This window comes from Novosphingobium nitrogenifigens DSM 19370 (genome assembly GCF_000192575.1).
GTDB classification, from domain to species: domain Bacteria; phylum Pseudomonadota; class Alphaproteobacteria; order Sphingomonadales; family Sphingomonadaceae; genus Novosphingobium; species Novosphingobium nitrogenifigens.
The window spans coordinates 1,334,407-1,351,200 of the sequence record NZ_GL876926.1 but is presented as its reverse complement, the minus strand read 5'-3'; the positions used below and the strand labels follow the sequence as shown (position 1 = coordinate 1,351,200).

The 16,794-nt window shown below is 63.0% G+C and carries 11 protein-coding genes, 1 pseudogene and 1 riboswitch; of the genes and pseudogenes, 7 read left to right on the top strand and 5 right to left on the bottom strand.

Annotated features, from left to right (window positions below):
• Positions 1-172: 172 nt before the first annotated feature.
• A complete protein-coding gene (locus Y88_RS06305) occupies positions 173-508 on the bottom strand; it encodes a hypothetical protein (RefSeq protein WP_008067324.1) in 336 nt (111 codons plus the stop codon).
• A gap of 277 nt (positions 509-785) precedes the next feature.
• The gene (locus Y88_RS06300) at positions 786-2,051 is read right to left on the bottom strand and encodes a cell wall hydrolase (protein WP_008067323.1); all 1,266 of its coding nucleotides are present in this window, start codon (positions 2,049-2,051) and stop codon (positions 786-788) included.
• A gap of 211 nt (positions 2,052-2,262) precedes the next feature.
• A riboswitch (cobalamin riboswitch) is annotated at positions 2,263-2,473 on the top strand.
• Positions 2,474-2,592: 119 nt separating this feature from the next.
• On the opposite strand from Y88_RS06300, the gene Y88_RS06295 reads away from it, so the two are divergent.
• Genes Y88_RS06295 through Y88_RS06280 form a run of 4 tightly spaced genes read left to right on the top strand, consistent with a single transcriptional unit; the run spans position 2,593 to position 7,218 of the window.
• Positions 2,593-4,578 (top strand): TonB-dependent receptor plug domain-containing protein, encoded by a 1,986-nt coding sequence (locus Y88_RS06295; RefSeq protein ID WP_008067321.1) that lies wholly within the window; start codon positions 2,593-2,595, stop codon positions 4,576-4,578.
• Positions 4,579-4,619: 41 nt separating this feature from the next.
• The gene (locus tag Y88_RS06290) at positions 4,620-5,522 is read left to right on the top strand and encodes an ABC transporter substrate-binding protein (protein WP_232280938.1); all 903 of its coding nucleotides are present in this window, start codon (positions 4,620-4,622) and stop codon (positions 5,520-5,522) included.
• Positions 5,519-6,496 (top strand): FecCD family ABC transporter permease, encoded by a 978-nt coding sequence (locus Y88_RS06285; protein ID WP_008067319.1) that lies wholly within the window; start codon positions 5,519-5,521, stop codon positions 6,494-6,496. The genes Y88_RS06290 and Y88_RS06285 overlap by 4 nt, the downstream gene beginning before the upstream one ends.
• Positions 6,496-7,218, top strand: a complete 723-nt coding sequence (locus Y88_RS06280) for an ABC transporter ATP-binding protein (RefSeq protein WP_008067318.1) — start codon at positions 6,496-6,498, stop codon at positions 7,216-7,218. Before Y88_RS06285 ends, Y88_RS06280 begins: the two co-directional genes overlap by 1 nt.
• 3 nt (positions 7,219-7,221) lie before the next feature.
• Here the strand turns inward: Y88_RS06280 and Y88_RS06275 are convergent, their stop codons facing one another.
• Positions 7,222-8,814 carry a calcium-binding protein gene (locus Y88_RS06275; RefSeq protein ID WP_232280937.1) on the bottom strand — a complete coding sequence of 531 codons (1,593 nt, stop codon included), beginning with the start codon at positions 8,812-8,814 and terminating at the stop codon, positions 7,222-7,224.
• A 188-nt stretch (positions 8,815-9,002) separates the two neighbouring features.
• On the opposite strand from Y88_RS06275, the gene uvrA reads away from it, so the two are divergent.
• The 3 genes and pseudogenes from uvrA (at position 9,003) to Y88_RS06260 (ending at position 13,865) form a co-directional block, all read left to right on the top strand.
• Positions 9,003-11,927, top strand: coding sequence for an excinuclease ABC subunit UvrA (uvrA, locus tag Y88_RS06270; RefSeq protein WP_008067316.1), 2,925 nt, complete (start codon positions 9,003-9,005; stop codon positions 11,925-11,927).
• Positions 11,928-12,083: 156 nt separating this feature from the next.
• Positions 12,084-13,173 (top strand): annotated as a pseudogene (locus Y88_RS06265) (IS630 family transposase).
• 41 nt (positions 13,174-13,214) lie between these two features.
• Positions 13,215-13,865: an OmpH family outer membrane protein gene (locus Y88_RS06260; protein ID WP_232280936.1), complete on the top strand. Its 651-nt coding sequence runs from the start codon at positions 13,215-13,217 to the stop codon at positions 13,863-13,865.
• A 77-nt stretch (positions 13,866-13,942) separates the two neighbouring features.
• Here the strand turns inward: Y88_RS06260 and Y88_RS06255 are convergent, their stop codons facing one another.
• Positions 13,943-14,719 (bottom strand): DsbA family protein, encoded by a 777-nt coding sequence (locus Y88_RS06255; RefSeq protein WP_008067311.1) that lies wholly within the window; start codon positions 14,717-14,719, stop codon positions 13,943-13,945.
• A 121-nt stretch (positions 14,720-14,840) separates the two neighbouring features.
• A complete protein-coding gene (locus Y88_RS06250) occupies positions 14,841-16,793 on the bottom strand; it encodes a potassium transporter Kup (protein WP_008067309.1) in 1,953 nt (650 codons plus the stop codon).
• Position 16,794: the final 1 nt, after the last annotated feature.

Below are 16,794 nucleotides of genomic sequence, written 5' to 3'. Positions count from 1 at the left end.
GGAAAGGGAATGCAAGGCGCAAAAACACGGAAGTCAAGTGTTTTTGTGATAACAGTTCGCAATATCAACTGAGCCGCAGCAGCGCGTTCATCTCTTGGCAAGAAAGGCGTCTTTCGCGCCTTTCCCGACCAGGGGCGCAGCGTCGCGACGCATCTTTTTCCGCACGAGGGGTTCAAGATTGCGGCGTGGCGTCGTCCTTCATCTCGTGGAGTCGTCGCTGGCGCAAGGCCCCGGCAAGCCGCCGGTCGAGCACACGGCACACTTCGTGCCAATGGGTGGCGTTGGCGGCATCGCCGCGGGCGTCGGCGGACGAAGCCTGGGCGGCGGCATGTTCGGCTGCCGAAAGGCCGTGGAGGGCAAAAAGGCGCAAGGCAGCCTCGACGTGTTCGTCGCAGAGCATGGCCACGTCTTCGCGTCCGTTGTCGTTGACGGCCTGGGCCTGCTTGAGCCGTGAAGGCCGGACGAGTGCAGGCGAGACAATGCCGTAGCGAGGGGCGAAGCGCAGCATTCGCGAAATTCCTTTCCGTTCTTCACGCGTTATCCGGTGCGGTCGAGCGGCATGATGGGGTGCGACCCAAATCCATTCATGCCTCCCGCAAATGCGATGCCACCCGGCGGTGGGCGATGCCCGCTGCCTGATAGTTTCGGGCCATGCGCCGTTGAAGCGACACGACCTGCTCATTGCACGTCGGTCTTAGAGCCGTGCCCGTGAACGACCGGTGAGGTGGTAAAGTAAAGGAGATGCAAATTTTCGGCTCCGGTTCAGTCTCCCGAACGCGCGCCGGTCACGTGCCGGGCTGGCGAATCCAGCGGGCAGCATCGTCGTATTGCTGCTGATAGTCGGGGCGTACGGTGCCTGATCCGGGCGGGGTGTGCGTCTGGGATGTCGGCGCATTGGCGCTGTGGGGCGCGTCCGTCGCGTGCGGCAGGGGTTGCTGACCAAAGGCGGCGTTTGCGACGGGTGGGGGTGGCGCGCTGGCGCTGGCCGGAGCGATCTCTGCCTCCTGCGGTGCGGTCGCTGCGCGCAATGCGGCGAGTCGACCTGCCTCGAACGCCTTTTCGAGGGCGATCGGATCGGCGATGTCCGCGCCGGTCGAGACCCAGGTGCGCGGATGCGGGGCGGCGACGGGTTCGCCACCGCTATAGACGGCGGCAAAGGCCTGGGGTTGTCCCGCACTTCCGCTCCAGCGATAGAACCGGTGCGCGCCGATCGTGCGCAGGAAAGTCATGCTGTCCGCCCATGTCGGATGCACGGCGCTGGTGTGGTAATGGGTGGCAAGGCCGATCGGTGTGTAGACGTTTCCGGCCAGTGCGGATTGAGCGACGCGGCGCGCACGGTCCCACCAGATCGCCATCGGGGCTCGGGCAAGCGAGCCGTCGCAGGCGAACGAGAACTGGCAGCCGGGTCGTTCGGATCCCTGATAGACGACGCCGCAGACGGTCTTGGGGAAGGCGGGGTGCGCCACGCGGTTGAGCACGACTTGTGCTACGGCACGCTGACCCTCGTCCGGTTCGCGGGCAGCTTCGTAATAGATTGCAGTGGTCAGGCACTGGAGTGCGCGCCAGCGGTCCTGACCCGTGCCTGCCAGCATGATGGGGTGGGGCATCGTTTCGGGATTTGCCGGTGTCGTATCTGCGTCGTTGTGGATCGATGCCAGGGTGCGTTCCCACGCCGTCCTTGCCGGATTCGCGCCGAACAGCGCTTCGCCGGTCGCGACCTGATCCTGGGCGGATGCCATCCGGATGCCGCGCGGATCGCCCCATCCCAGCATGGCGAGGATCACCGGCATGAGCCCGACGACGACAATTCCGAGCGCCCGTCGGCGCAGGCGGTTCGTCCGGTGCAATTGCCGGCGCAGCGAGGTCATGTCGCGTCGGCGAATGCGGGCAACGAAATCGCGGGGCCGCGCGTCGCCGGCAGGGGCCCAGGTCGGGGCCCATGTCAAAGGAGGGATCTGGTCCGCGCCGCTGCCGTCCTGTTCACCGGTGTCCGTCCCGCGCGGCGGCGCAGGAGGCAGGACAACCGGAGGATAGGCGATTTCCAGTGGCATCGGGTCCGATCGGGTTCCTCATCGCGAAACGGGCGTGATCCCGTTTGGCGGCGGGATACTCCATTTGCTGTCGCAGGGCATCGCGCATTCGCACGGGTGTCCTTATATGACACGCAAACCTGCCGGGATGTTAACCGTGATCTGCGGATCGGGGTAAATGGTGCCCGGGCTTGTTCTTGCCCCATGGTGCGGCTATGCGGCGGATCAGGCCACCGGTGCCCCGTGCGAGCGGGGCCTAGAGGGAATTTTACGGGTATCCCGGACCGGAATGGCCGGTGCGCGATGCTGCGTGAAAGCTGCCCCCGCAACTGTTTCCGGAGAGTGCCTGTCCGATTGTGCCACTGGTGCCGGGTCCGGATAATCGGACCGCGCCGGGAAGGACGGGCAGGGCGAAGACCCGGATAGCCGGGAGGTCTGTCGTTCCGCAACCGGACGGGGTGTTCCGGGGGCAAGCGCTGCGATGGTCCGCTCGGCTCCGTATCCGGCTGATCTTCCCGCCACGGACGGCGAGAGCGACGTTGAGGGGCCGGGAGTATTTTTGATGCGTGCCGATTTGCGCAAGACCGTTCACCATGCTGTGCTGCTTGCGGCATGTGTGCCGTTCGCACCGGCATGGGCGCAGACAGCGGTTCCATCTCCGGCGGCGACACCTCCGGCAGCACCGGCCGGGTCCGGGCTTGATGACTTGCCTCCGCCCGAAGAGGCACAGCCCGCGCCCGATATCGCCCCGGTCCAGATCACGGTGCTGGCGACCGGTGCGCGGCTCGCCGTCGACCGCAGCGGACAACCGATCAGCGTCCTGACCGCCGAGGATCTCAACCGCATTCAGGGAACCGATTTCACCCGCGTGTTGCAGCAGGTTCCGGGCGTCACTTTCGCCAACAACGGCGGGCAGGGCGCGTTTACCGGGATCCACTTGCGCGGGGCGGATTCCGAACAGGTCCTCTTCCTGATCGACGGGGTGAGGGTGGAGGACGTATCGGCGCCGGGGGCGGGGTTCGATTTCGGCACGCTCACGCCCGGCGGGATCGACCGTCTCGAAGTGTTGCGTGGGGCAAATTCGGTCGTCTGGGGCAGCGCGGCGATCGGGGGCGTGATCTCCGTCACCACGCGCCAGACCAACGGCGTCGTGGCCTCCGTCGAAGGCGGGAGCCGAGGGACGTTCTCGGGCAATTTCGACGCGGGCGTGAAGAAGGATCGTTATGCCTATGCGATCGACGCCGGATATACGACGACCAGCGGCATTTCTGCGGCAGCGTCGGGAACCGAGCCGGACGGTTACCACCAGTGGCGGATCGGCGGGCGTGGACGGGTCAGCCTGACCGACGCGCTCTCGTTGCAGGCAACGGCGCGCTATACGGTCGGAAAGACGGACATCGACGGCTATCCCGCGCCGACCTATACCATTTTTGCCGACACCGACGAGTTCCAGCGGACCTACCAGTTTTCCGGCCGGTTGGGCGCTCATTATGAAAAGGGCGTGCTGACCCTCGATGGCGGGTATGCGCTTTCCTCGACCCGGCGTCTGGTCTTCGACCCGTCGACCACACCGGATCTGGAATATGGGTATCGCGGCACTTCCGAACGGGCCGACCTTACGGGTTCGATCAAGTTGCCTTCCGATTTCATTCTGAATTTCGGCGGGGACAACGAATGGACCCGGTTTTCGAGCACCTATGACAGCGAGGCCCATGCGCGGCTGTCGAGCGGCCACGTTCTGTTCGGGTGGGTCGGGCCGGTCGCCAGCCTTTCGGCGGCCATCCGCGTCGACGACCACAGCCAGTTCGGCACGCACACCACGTTCGGCGCCAACGGCAGCGTCAAGGTGACGAGTGCGATCCGCCTGCGTGCCAGCTATGGCGAAGGGTTCAAGGCGCCGACGCTGTTCCAGTTCTATTCGACGTACGGCAACCGCGCGCTCGTGCCCGAAACGGCGAAGAGCTATGACGCGGGGATCGAATATACCTCGCCGGACGGACGCCTGCGTCTGGGGGCGACGATCTATCGCCGCGACAGCAGCAATCTGATCAACTATGTGTCGTGCTACGGCGTGACCGACGGGATCTGCACCGATCGCCCCTATGGCACTTATGCCAATGTCGGCAGCGCCCGTGCCGATGGCGTCGAACTGGAAGCCTTTTACACGCCGACGCAAAAATGGCGGATCTCGGCGCTTTACAGCTATGACCGGGCGGTCAACCGGACGCCGGGCGATGCGAACGAGGGCAATGCTCTTGCCCGTCGTCCCCGCAATGTGCTGACGACGTCGGTCGACTGGACCTCGCCGCTCGCCGGACTGGTGGTTGGGGCGGACGTGCGGTTGCAATCGTCGAGCTGGGATGACGCGGCCAATACCATGCGGCTCGGCGCCGGAGAGCTCACGACCTTGCGCGCGAGCCTGCCGTTCGGGAATTTCCTCGACGTCTACGCGCGGGTCGAAAACCTGTTCAACGATCACCATCCGACAGCCGCCGGATACGGTACGATCGGTCGGGGTGCGTTCGGCGGCATCAGGGTCCGGTATTGAGCGTGTCGTCGGTCCGACCCGAGCGCGGTCGGCAAGGGCGGTTGCGGGGCGCCCTTGTGGTCATCGGTTGCATGGTTGCGCTGGGGAGCGGGCTTGTCGCCTTGTCCCGGCCATGGCGCGCGTCGTCGGGGCCTGTTCGCCCCCGGATCGTCTCGCTCAATCCCTGCAGCGACGCCATTCTGGCCGAAGTGGCCGATCCCGATCAGATTCTGGCGATTTCCTCGTATAGCAAGAACCCTGACGAGGCTTCGCTGTCCCCGGCCGCGGCGGCACGTTTCCCGTCCACGCGCGGGACGGTCGAGGAAGTCGTCGCCTTGCAGCCTGATCTCGTCATCGACGGCGCTTATGCAGCGCCTTCGAGCGTTACGGCGTTCGGGCGTCTCGGTATCCGTTTCGAAACCATGGGAACCCAGCGATCGGTCGCCGATACCGAAGCCGACGTGCGGCGCGTCGCGGCATTGGCCGGGCATCCGGAACGCGGGGAAGTGCTCGTCCGGCGCATGGAGACGGCGCTCGCCGCCGCCGCGCCGCCGGCGGATTTCACGCCGCTCGATGCGGTCATGTGGGAAGGGGGCGGGATTGTCGCGGGGGATGATACGCTGATCGGCGATCTGATGAGCCGCACCGGGTTCACCAATGTCGCCGGGAGGGAAGGGTTCCAGCAGGCCGACCTCTATCCGCTCGAACGCCTGCTTGCCGCGCCGCCGCGTGTGCTGATGACTTCGGGCAGCGGTCGCGCCTTGCACCATCCCGCGCTTGCCGCGCTGCATGAAACGACCCGCGCGGACATGCCGCAGAACCTGCTCTATTGCGGAGGGCCGACGGTGATCCGTACCGCCGGGTGGCTGGCCGCCTTGCGTGAGGCGGTTCGGCGCGGCGAAAAGAACGTCTCCGGGCGCAAGCCCGCCGATGAGCGCGGCCTTGCCGAGCGGGGCCTTTCATGACCCGCCCGATGCTGTTGCTGGTGCTGGCGATCCTGTTGCTGGTGGCCGTGCCCTTGTCGCTTCTGGCCGGGCAGGTGTGGATCGATCCGTTCGGATCGCCGGTGCGCAATGCCGTGCCGATCCTTGCCGAACTGCGTGCGCCCCGGGTCGCCCTGGCGCTGATCATCGGCGGCGGGCTCGGCGCGGCGGGTGCCGCGATGCAGGGCTATCTGCGCAATCCGCTGGCCGATCCCGGACTGTTCGGGATTGCGCCGCTTGCCGCACTCGGCGCGGTGCTGTCGTTTTTCACCGGCCTTGCAGTGCAGCCCTGGGCGCTTCCGGGGTTTGCCTTCGCCGGAGCGGCTCTGGCGATGGTCCTGCTCGCGTTGATCTCGGGTGGAGGCGGGCTTGGGCGTGGCGTCACGTTGTTCACGTTGACGGGCATGATGATCGCCAGCCTTGCCGGGGCCCTGACCAGTCTGGTGATCAGCCTTTCGCCCAATCCCTTTGCCTTGAGCGAAATCGTCACGTGGCTGATGGGAGCGCTTGAAAACCGCAGCTGGCACGAGGTCGTCCTGTCCGCGCCGCCGACGCTGATCGGGCTTGCCCTTCTCTGGCGGGCGGGGCCGTCGCTTGACGCGTTGACATTGGGCGAGGCCGCCGCACGGTCGCTGGGGGTGGTGCCGGGGCGGTTGCAGGCCTTGATGGTGCTTGGCGTCGGTCTGATCGTCGGCTCGGGCGTGGCTGCGGCGGGCATTATCGGGTTCGTCGGCCTGATCGTGCCGCACATGTTGCGACCTTTGACCGATCAGAGGCCTTCCGCGCTGATCATGCCGAGCGCCTTGGCGGGGGCCTTGCTGGTGCTCATCGCGGATAGCCTGTGTCGTCTGTTCCCTCTCGCGGGAGGGGAACTGCGTCTCGGGATCGCGCTCAGCCTCGTGGGCGCGCCGTTCTTCCTCCTCTTGCTTCTGCGCCTGCGCCGGGAGCTGGTCTGATGCTCGAAACATTCGACTTGCGCGTGCCTGGGCGGCTCGACGGCGTGACGACAGGCTTGGCGCCGGGGAGCGTAACGGCGATCGTCGGTCCCAATGGTGCGGGCAAGTCGACGTTGCTTTCTGCGCTGGCCGGTTTGCTTCCGGGCGACGTCCGGTTGAAGGGTCGGCGGCTCGATCAAACGCCTCCGCGGGAGCGGGCAAGGCGCATCGGGTATCTGCCTCAGTCGGCCGAAGTGGCATGGAATGTCTCGGTGCGGACGCTTGTCGGTCTCGGGCGCTTGCCTCATGGTGCGAGTGCGGATGACGATGCCGCTGCAGTCGACAAGGCATTGGCCGACGTCGATCTGTCACGCCTGTCGGAACGCGCGATCGGGCATTTGTCCGGCGGCGAGCGGGCGCGGGCGCTTCTTGCTCGCGTTCTGGCCGGGAACCCGGAATGGATTCTGGCAGATGAGCCTCTCGCAAGTCTCGATATTGCCCAGGTCCGCAACCTGCTGGCCCGCTTTCGTGACCTTGCCGGTGCGGGGCGAGGGGTTGTGCTGGTGCTCCATGATCTCGCGCAGGCGATGAATTATGCCGACCGCGTCCTTGTTCTCCACAAGGGGCATCTGGAGGCTGATGGGGCGCCGGATGAGGCGCTCGACCCCGGTGTCATTTCCCGGATCTGGGGCGTCGATGCCCGCTGGCTGGGAGAAGGCCACGGGCGAGCGCTCGCTTGGTGATTGTCACAGCAGAAAGTCGCTGGCGACGAGGTCGATCGTTCCCTTGAGAGCGATGACGAGATCTGCCTTGCCGTCACCGTTCATGTCGCCCTCGACATAGGTCATGCCGTCGGCGTGAACATAATGCAGTTCCCCGGCAATTTGCTGGCCGCTTGCGGAAAACGCCGCATCGCCGATGAACTTGAATGGCTGAAGTCCACCGCGGCTCACGTTGGTGTCAATGGCGGAGAGATCGATGATGTCATGTTCTGCATGATTGAAATCGGCAATGACGTCGGCCGTCACGCGGGTTTTCCCGGTATCGCCCGCGACGAAATAAAAGCTGTCGGCGCCTTTGCCTCCGTAAAGAACATCCTTGCCGGTGCCGCCGACGAGGATGTCGTTCCCGCTTCCGCCGCGCAGTTCATCGGTGCCGGCGCCTCCGAACAGGATGTCGTTGCCGTTGTCGCCGTTGAGTTTGTCGGCCCCGCCATCACCGTAGATGGTGTCATTGCCTCCCCAGCCATGGATGATGTCTGCTCCTTTCAGGCCGGCGATCACGTCGTCCTGTGCGGTTCCGTTCAATTTGTCCGCATGATCGGTCGGAATATTGGTCGTCGGCGCATCGACTTCGACAATCCCTGACGTTGTCGAAAGCAGAAATGTGTGACCGTCGTTCAGCAGAGTGAGTTCCGATCCCCATTTCAGCGTGGAGAACGTATAGCTCCCGCCGATCGCGATGTGCTGGACAATGATGCCGTTCTCCAATGCGATTCCATCGATTTCGTTGGTCTTTGTATCGATGGCGTAAAGGATGCTTCCATCCGCATTGAACGTGATGCCCGCGCTGTAGCCCAGGTCAGGATAGCTGGTGGCGAGATTTGCGATATAATGAAAGGCGCCGTCGTAAAGATGAAGCCCGCCGCCGGTGACAATGGCAATTCGTCCTGTACTTCCCGATCCGACGAATGCTTCAATTTCATTCGCATAGCCCATGACACCATTCTGATAATCAGTGGTGTTCGCAATGGTGGTGCCGGATGAGTTGATGAGGAAGTAATCGGCAGACGACAAACCAAGCTGTCCAACCAGGATATTGGTGCCGGTTGCCGATTGTACCAGAGATGGCGCACTTCCCAAGCCGGAATAGAAATTGCCAAAGGCCGAAAACGTGACGGTATTGAGGTCAAGCTTTACCAGCGGCGCCCACCCACTCCAGCCCGGAAGGATGTTTTCCGACAAGATGACGGTATTGTCGTCGGTGAACGAAACACCTGCAAAGGTGTAATTGCTGCCTGTCGCGGTATATTGGTAGGTCTGAACGTAGCCGGAGGCGACATCGACCTGATAGACGGCGTCCACCGTTACGTTACTGGTCCACATATTGGACTGAGATGTCGAAACCGGTGTCTGTTCGGTTATGACGAGCTGGGTTCCGTCATGGGAAATGGCAATTCCGCCGAGGTTGTTGCCGACCAGCCATTTGTTCAGCAGCGATCCGGTTGATGAGCTGTATTCTCGCACATATCCGTCGTTTCCGGCGACGAAAATGTCCTTGCTGTCTGGGGAAACCACAAAATTTTCGTAACCATTGGTTCCGACAAGCAATCTTGACATTCTGATTCCCCCAAGGAATCCGGAATTACTGCTATGTTGTTTACCCTTTTAGTCAAGGGTGGGAAATGTCCGGATTGTCGGTCATTCCGAGAGACAGCGGCAGAGTGTCTTGCCGGTTTTGAGGTCGAGGTTGCAAGATGCCAACGAGGCACTTGCCTCTATCGAACAAATATGGAACACGACGGCCCATGTCCCTCAGCACCATTTCCGTACGCGGCGCGCGTGAGCACAATCTCAAGGGCATCGATGTCGATCTGCCGCGCGATGCGCTGATCGTCATTACCGGGCTGTCGGGGTCGGGCAAATCCAGCCTGGCGTTCGACACCATCTATGCCGAAGGGCAACGGCGCTATGTCGAGAGCCTGTCGGCCTATGCCCGCCAGTTTCTGGAAATGATGCAGAAGCCGGACGTTGAACATATCGACGGGCTGTCGCCGGCGATCTCGATCGAGCAGAAGACCACCAGTCGCAACCCGCGTTCGACGGTCGCCACCGTGACCGAGATCTACGACTACATGCGTCTGCTGTGGGCGCGGGTCGGGGTTCCCTATTCCCCGGCGACGGGGCTGCCGATCGCGGCCCAGACGGTCAGCCAGATGGTCGATCGCGTGATGACCTTGCCCGAAGGGACGCGCGCCTACCTGCTGGCCCCCGCGGTTCGCGGGCGCAAGGGCGAATACCGCAAGGAACTCGCCGAGTGGCAGAAGGCGGGCTATACCCGCGTGCGCATCGACGGCGAGTTCTTCGCAATCGAGGATGCCCCCGCGCTCGACAAGAAACTCAAGCACGACATCGAAGTCGTCGTCGACCGTATCGCGGTGCGCGAAGGGATCGAAAGCCGCCTTGCCGACAGTTTCGAGCAAGCGCTCAAGCTGGCCGAGGGGCTGGCCTATATCGATCTTGCCGACGGCCCTGTGCCGGGGCGCGAGGAAGAGGCCAAGGCTCTTGGCGAGGCAAAGGGCAAAGGGAAGGGCAAGGCGCTCAAGGGGTCGGGCCTGCCGGTCAACCGCATCGTCTTTTCCGAAAAGTTCGCTTGCCCGGTCAGCGGATTCACCATCGAAAGCATCGAGCCCCGGCTGTTTTCGTTCAACGCGCCGCAAGGGGCCTGTCCGGCATGTGACGGCCTTGGCGAAAAGCTGCTGTTCGATCCGCAACTGGTCGTGCCCAACGAGCATCTTTCGCTCAAGCAGGGGGCGATCGTTCCCTGGGCCAAGTCCAATCCGCCCAGTCCCTATTACATGCAGGTTCTGGCCAGCCTCGCCGACTATTTCGGGTTCGGGCTCGAAACCGCATGGGACAAGCTGCCCGGCGAAGCGAAGGTGGTGATCCTTTATGGGACAGCGGGCAAGCCGGTGCCGCTGACCTTCGTCGACGGGCGCAAGACCTATACCGTGCAAAAGGCATTCGAGGGGGTGATCGGCAATCTCAATCGCCGCCTGCTCCAGACCGAGAGCGTCGCGACGAAAGAGGAACTGGCCAAGTACCAGACGGCCCAGCCGTGCGAGACCTGTCAGGGCGCGCGCCTCAAACCCGAAGCTCTGGCGGTGAAAGTCGCCGGAGAGGACATTTCCGCGATCACCCGGCTCTCGGTCGCGGCGGCTGGGCAGTGGTTTGCCGGGCTGGAAGCGCATCTGACCGGGCAGCAGCAGCAGATTGCCAAGGCGATCCTGAAGGAAATCAACGAGCGCCTCGGTTTTCTCAACAATGTCGGGCTTGATTACCTCAATCTCGACCGGACTTCGGGAACCTTGTCGGGCGGGGAAAGCCAGCGGATCCGACTGGCGAGCCAGATCGGCTCGGGGCTTTCCGGCGTGCTCTATGTCCTCGACGAACCCTCGATTGGCTTGCACCAGCGCGATAACGACCGTCTGCTCGAAACGCTCAAGCGATTGCGGGATCTCGGCAATACGGTGATCGTCGTCGAACATGACGAAGACGCGATCCGCACGGCCGACCACATCGTCGACCTCGGGCCGGGCGCGGGTGTCCACGGTGGGCAGATCGTCGCCGAAGGGACGCTGGCCGACATTCTCGCCAATCCCGACAGCCTGACCGGACAATACCTGACCGGCGCGCGGCGGATCGAGGTTCCCGCTAAACGGCGCGCGGGCAACGGGCAGTTCATCACGGTCGAGGGCGCGCGGGCGAACAACTTGCGCGACGTGACGGTCAAAGTGCCGCTGGGGACCTTTACCTGCGTGACCGGGGTGTCGGGCTCGGGCAAGTCGTCGCTGACGATCGATACCTTGCAGGCAGGGGCTTCGCGCGTGCTCAACGGCGCGCGTGTCATTGCCGGGCCTCATGACGCGATCCTCGGCCTTGAACAGTGCGACAAGGTGATCGAGATCGACCAGTCGCCGATCGGGCGGACGCCGCGTTCCAATCCCGCGACGTACACCGGTTCCTTTACCCTGATCCGCGACTGGTTTGCCGGACTGCCCGAAGCGGAGGCACGCGGGTACAAGGCCGGTCGGTTCAGCTTCAACGTCAAGGGCGGGCGCTGCGAATCCTGCCAGGGCGACGGGCTGATCAAGATCGAGATGCACTTCCTGCCCGACGTTTACGTCACTTGCGAGGAATGCGGGGGTAGGCGGTACAACCGTGAAACGCTCGAGGTGAAGTTCAAGGGGCACTCGATCGCCGACGTGCTCGACATGACGATCGAGGATGCGGTCGAGTTCTTCAAGGCCGTGCCGCCGATCCGCGACCGGATGCAGATGCTGGCCGAAGTCGGGTTGGGCTATGTGAAAGTGGGGCAGCAGGCGACGACTTTGTCCGGAGGCGAGGCGCAGCGAGTCAAGCTGGCCAAGGAACTGGCGCGCCGTTCGACCGGAAAGACGCTCTATGTGCTCGACGAGCCGACCACCGGGCTTCATTTCGAGGACGTGCGAAAACTTCTCGAAGTGCTCCATCGTCTTGTCGAGCAAGGCAATTCGGTGGTGGTGATCGAGCACAATCTCGACGTGATCAAGACTGCCGACTGGATCATCGACATGGGCCCCGAAGGCGGGGTGCGTGGCGGTGAAGTGGTTGCCGAAGGGACGCCTGAAACGGTCGCGGCCAATCCGCGCAGCTTTACCGGACAGTATCTCAAGCCCCTGCTGACCCGCTGAAGCAGGGGCATTCCTCGATTGTCGGGGCCACCGATCTAGGCCGGTTGATCCGCCCTCCGTAAATTTCCGGTCAGGGTACGTGCTCTAACGGCCTAGTCATCTGGAACTGAAATAAGCATCATTGTATGATGTGATTTCCCGAGAGGGGATCGCAGCATGGCAAACACGATTGGCCGGCTAACGGCGGCTCTGATTTTGGAGCCGGAGGAACGCGAATATCTGGAACGGCAAGTCCGGCGGCAGCGTGTAGCGCGCTCGATGTCGGAGAGGTGTCGGATCATCTTGCGCTGCGCCGATGGCATCCAGAGCAAGGTTGTTGCTGCCGAACTGGGTGTGCATGAACACACGGTTGGCAAATGGCGGCGGCGTTTTTTGAAGGATCGTGTCGAGGGGCTTTTGGACGAAGCCCGCGCAGGATCGATGACGATCAGGTTGCGGCAGTCATCGAGCGGACCTTGCGATCGATACCGGCTGACGCAACCCACTGGTCGATCCGCTTCATGGCGGGCGCGACAGGCTTTTCCCATACCACGTCCGGCGCATCTGGACCGCCTTCGGACTGCAACCGCACCGATCAGAGACGTTCAAACCGTCAAGCGATCCGCTGTTTGTCGATAAGGTCCGCGACATTGTTGGCCTCTATCTGTCCCCGCCCAACCGCGCGCTCGTGCTCAGCGTCGACGAAAAGTCGCAGATCCAGGCGCTTGATCGCGAACAGCCGGTCCTGCCCATGATGCCCGGCGTGCCCGAGCGCCGCACTCACAGCTATGTTCGTCACGGAACGACATCCTTGTTCGCGGCGCTCGACACCGCATTGGGCTTCGTCATCGGCAAATGTTACAAGCGGCACCGGGCAGCCGAATTCCTCGACTTTCTCAAACAGATCGATGCCAGGGTACCGCCTGATCTCGATATCCATATCATCATGGACAATTACGCCACTCACAAGACTGCGCTGGTCAGGGCATGGTTGGCACGGCGCCCTCATTATCACGTCCATTTCACGCCGACATCAGCATCATGGATCAATCAGGTCGAGCGCTGGTTTGCCGAACTCACCCGCAAGCAATTGCGCCGCGGTGTTCATACCTCCACCGCTCAGCTCGAACAGGATATCGGCGCATTCATCGAGCAGCACAACCAGAACCCAAAGCCATACCGCTGGACCAAATCCGCCGATGAAATCCTCGCCTCCGTCAAGCGTTTCTGCCAAGCTACAGAGCGCAGATTATGCGGCGAACTTTAGATTCAGATGACTAGGGCATTGGTTCATCATGCATCGGATCCGTGGGATTCGAGTTCAGGAGCTTGCTTGCAATGAATTTTTCCCGTCTTAGTCTCGTCGTCCTTGCGACGCTGGTTTCCGGACCGGCGTTCGCTGCAGCGCCTGAGCAACCGATGTTATCTGCGCCGTCGCCTGCCGGGACGACGCTCGGCGGACCGGCCATTCCCGGGGTCTGCTATCTTTCTCGCGATGCGGTTCTCACCAACAGCAAGGTGGGGCTTTACGCCACGGAACGCCTGAAGCAGATCACCGCCGCAGCACAGGCCGAAGTCACGGCTGACCGCAAGCCCGTGGATGCCGAAATCGCGACCTTGCGTGGGCAGGTGGGCAAGATTTCCGAAAATCAGCTTCGTGCGCGCGATAAGACGCTGGGCGAGAAGCTGGCTGCGATCAAGGGCAAGGCAGACTTGCGCACCCGAGAGATCGAGCAGACCCGTACGAAGGCGATCGAAGGCATTTTTGGTGAGGTTCAGCCGGTCATCGTCTCGGTCTATACCCAGCACGGCTGTGGAATTCTGCTCGATCGTAAGATGGTTCTCGGCGGAAACCTGACTAATGACCTTACGGCACAGGTCGTAGCTGGTCTGGATGCCCGACTGACGACATTGCCTGTCGAGAAAGTGATTTTGCCAGAAGCGGTTCGTCCCAATTGATCGAACAAAACCGTTTCCTCGAATGGCGGGCTTTCCCATACGGATACCCGCCTTCTTGGCCGCGCGTTTTTGGCGGTTTAGCTGCTCGTATTCTGGGCCTGAGCCGTAACGCGGGCGAGGAAAGCGATGGCGTTCTTGATGTCCGCTTCGCCGATGGCGCCCATGACCATGATCGTACGGCCTGCGCGGTTGTCGCGAATGGCGATCGCGGGGGTTCCCTGAACCCCCGCCAGTTCGCCGACGCGCATTTCGCGAGCGAGGCGCTGGTTGGTCTGCTCGGACACGCTGCACTCGGCGAGGGCTTCGCGATTGCGGGCGCCCGAGGTGGCGGCGAGTTCGGCGACCGGATCGCCTTTCCCTGCGGTGCCGGCGCCGATACCCTTGCCGTTGCTGCCGGTCATGGCCATCCACCCGTCGAGGAAGCGGTAATAGGCGAGGGGGCCGGCCTGATCGCCGACGCACAGCGCGGTCGTCGAAGCGAGCATGGCGTTCGGGCCGTGAAAGGGCAGGGGGAACAGGCGCACGGCGAGATTGACCTTGCCGCCCGACGTGTCGACGACATGTTCAGGTTGCTGCCCCAGCACCTTGCAATAAGGACATTCGGGATCGAGGTAGACGATCAGGCTGAAATCCGCGTCGGCCTTGCCGTAAAGGCGATCGTCCTTGCCGATGGGAGGGAGAAGCGGGGCTTCCTGCCACCCCGTTTCCGCGCTGGGGTCACCGCTGGTTTGGCCCCCTTCGTTCTGGCCTGCGCCGTTCTGGGCCGCGACAGGAAGAGCAGAAAGCGCCAGTGTTCCTGCAAGTGCGCTCGCCGCAAGGCGGGGCCAGTAACGCAACAGCGAAAAGGCAGTCATGGGGACAGGATCCTTGGCATGGGGGGCATGGGTGTGGGTGCCCGCCTTACCTCGCCTTGTCATGTCCGGGGGCAAGCCGCAATGGCTTGCCCCCGTTTCCGTTGTTCGCGCAGATGGGCGCTCAGATTTCCAGCTGGCTGCCCAGTTCGATCACGCGGTTGGTCGGCAGGCGGAAGAACTGCATCGCGCTTTCCGCGTTGCGCACCATCCAGGCAAAGAGCTTTTCGCGCCACAGGGCCATGCCCGGCCGCTTTGACGGGATCAGCGTCTGGCGCGCGAGGAAATAGCTCGTTTCCATCGGCTTGAACGGCCCGCCCGCACGGTTCTCGGCGGAAAGTTCGGCCGGGATGTTGGCTTCGTCCATGAACCCGATGCGGATGATCATGCGGAAGAAGCCGTGGCCGATGTCCTCGATGGTCCGGCGCGAAGCCTGGGGTACGTGCGGCACGCCTTCGGTCACGACGGTCAGGATGACCACGCGCTGATGCAGGATGTGATTGTGCTTCAGGTTATGCAGCAGCGCCGGGGGAATGCCTTCGCTGGTCGAGGACAGGAACACCGAAGTTCCGGGGACACGACGGACCTTGTCGCAGACCGAGTTGAGGAAGAGGTCGAAAGGCATCGAATCCTCGGCCAGCCGTTCGCGAAGGATGCGCCGTCCGGTCGACCATGTGGTCAGCACCGTGAACACGATTGCCGCGATCAGCAGCGGGAACCAGCCGCCATCGGGGATCTTGGTGATGTTCGAGGCGAAATAGGCCCCGTCGACAAGCAGGAACGCACCGGTCAGCGAGCCTGCTAGGAGCGGCGGCCATTGCCACACGGCGAAAGTCAGGATGCCGAGCATGCAGGCGGTGATGAACATGGTCCCGGTGACGGCGATGCCATAGGCCGAGGCCAGATTGTTCGACGAGCGGAAGCCCACCACCAGCAAGAGCACCAGAACGAGCAGCAGCCAGTTGACCAGCGGGACATAGATCTGCCCGGCGGCCTTGGCGCTGGTGTGCTGAATGCGGATGCGCGGGAGGAAGCCGAGCTGGATTGCCTGTTGCGAGATCGAATAGGCGCCCGAGATCACGGCCTGGCTGGCGATGATGGTGGCCATGGTGGCAAGGATCACCAGCGGCAGGCGACCCCATTCCGGTGCCATCAGGAAGAACGGGTTTTCGACCAGCTTGGGGTTCTTCAACAAGAGGGCCGACTGCCCCATGTAGTTGATGAGCAGGCAGGGAAAGGCAACCCAGAGCCAGGCGATCATGATCGCCTTGCGGCCGAAATGGCCCATGTCGGCATAAAGCGCTTCGGCCCCGGTCACCGCCAGGACGACCGAACCCAGGGCAAGAAACGCCAGCATCGGGTCGAGCGCGAAGAAGCGGTAGGCATAGATCGGGTTGAGCGACCACAGGATTTCGGGTGCATGCATGATGCCCATGATCCCGAGGATGCCGATGACTGCGAAATAGACCAGCATGATCGGGCCGAACAGCTTGCCGACCGCCGCCGTCCCGCGCGACTGGATCGCGAAGAGACCGATCAGGATTGCGATCGAGATCGGCAGAACCAGCTTTTCAAAGGCGGGTTCGACCACTTCGAGCCCTTCGACCGCCGACAGGACGGACATGGCCGGAGTGATGATCGCGTCGCCGTAGAACAGCGCCGTCGCGATGATCCCGCACAGGACGGTCATCGTGCTCCACTTGGTCTGTCCGAGCTTGCGCCCGATCAGTGCGAGCAGGGCAAGGCTGCCGCCTTCGCCCTTGTTGTCGGCATGGAGGATGATGAAGACATATTTGATCGTGACGACCAGCGTCATCGTCCAGAAGATCAGCGAAAGCACGCCGAAGATATGCGCGGGGTCGACCGCCAGCGGGTGCGCGCCGATGAAGCTTTCCCGCAGCGAATAGAGCGGGCTCGTCCCGATGTCGCCGAAAACGACGCCGATGGCGCCGATGGCGAGCGTGCGCAGACTGTCTCCGTGATGATGGTTGTCGCAGTCCGCGGGGGCGGCCTGCTGGGCGACGGGATCGACCTGGTCCGCAGAAGCGGCCGGAGTCGCATGGAGGTTGTCGGTCATG

Coding starts and splice junctions, on each gene's coding strand:
- Y88_RS06305 (WP_008067324.1), bottom strand. CDS start 508: ATGCTGCGCTTCGCCCCTCGCTACGGCATTGTCTCGCCTGCACTCGTC.
- Y88_RS06300 (WP_008067323.1), bottom strand. CDS start 2,051: ATGCCACTGGAAATCGCCTATCCTCCGGTTGTCCTGCCTCCTGCGCCG.
- Y88_RS06295 (WP_008067321.1), top strand. CDS start 2,593: ATGCGTGCCGATTTGCGCAAGACCGTTCACCATGCTGTGCTGCTTGCG.
- Y88_RS06285 (WP_008067319.1), top strand. CDS start 5,519: ATGACCCGCCCGATGCTGTTGCTGGTGCTGGCGATCCTGTTGCTGGTG.
- Y88_RS06280 (WP_008067318.1), top strand. CDS start 6,496: ATGCTCGAAACATTCGACTTGCGCGTGCCTGGGCGGCTCGACGGCGTG.
- Y88_RS06275 (WP_232280937.1), bottom strand. CDS start 8,814: ATGTCAAGATTGCTTGTCGGAACCAATGGTTACGAAAATTTTGTGGTT.
- uvrA (WP_008067316.1), top strand. CDS start 9,003: ATGTCCCTCAGCACCATTTCCGTACGCGGCGCGCGTGAGCACAATCTC.
- Y88_RS06255 (WP_008067311.1), bottom strand. CDS start 14,719: ATGACTGCCTTTTCGCTGTTGCGTTACTGGCCCCGCCTTGCGGCGAGC.
- Y88_RS06250 (WP_008067309.1), bottom strand. CDS start 16,793: ATGACCGACAACCTCCATGCGACTCCGGCCGCTTCTGCGGACCAGGTC.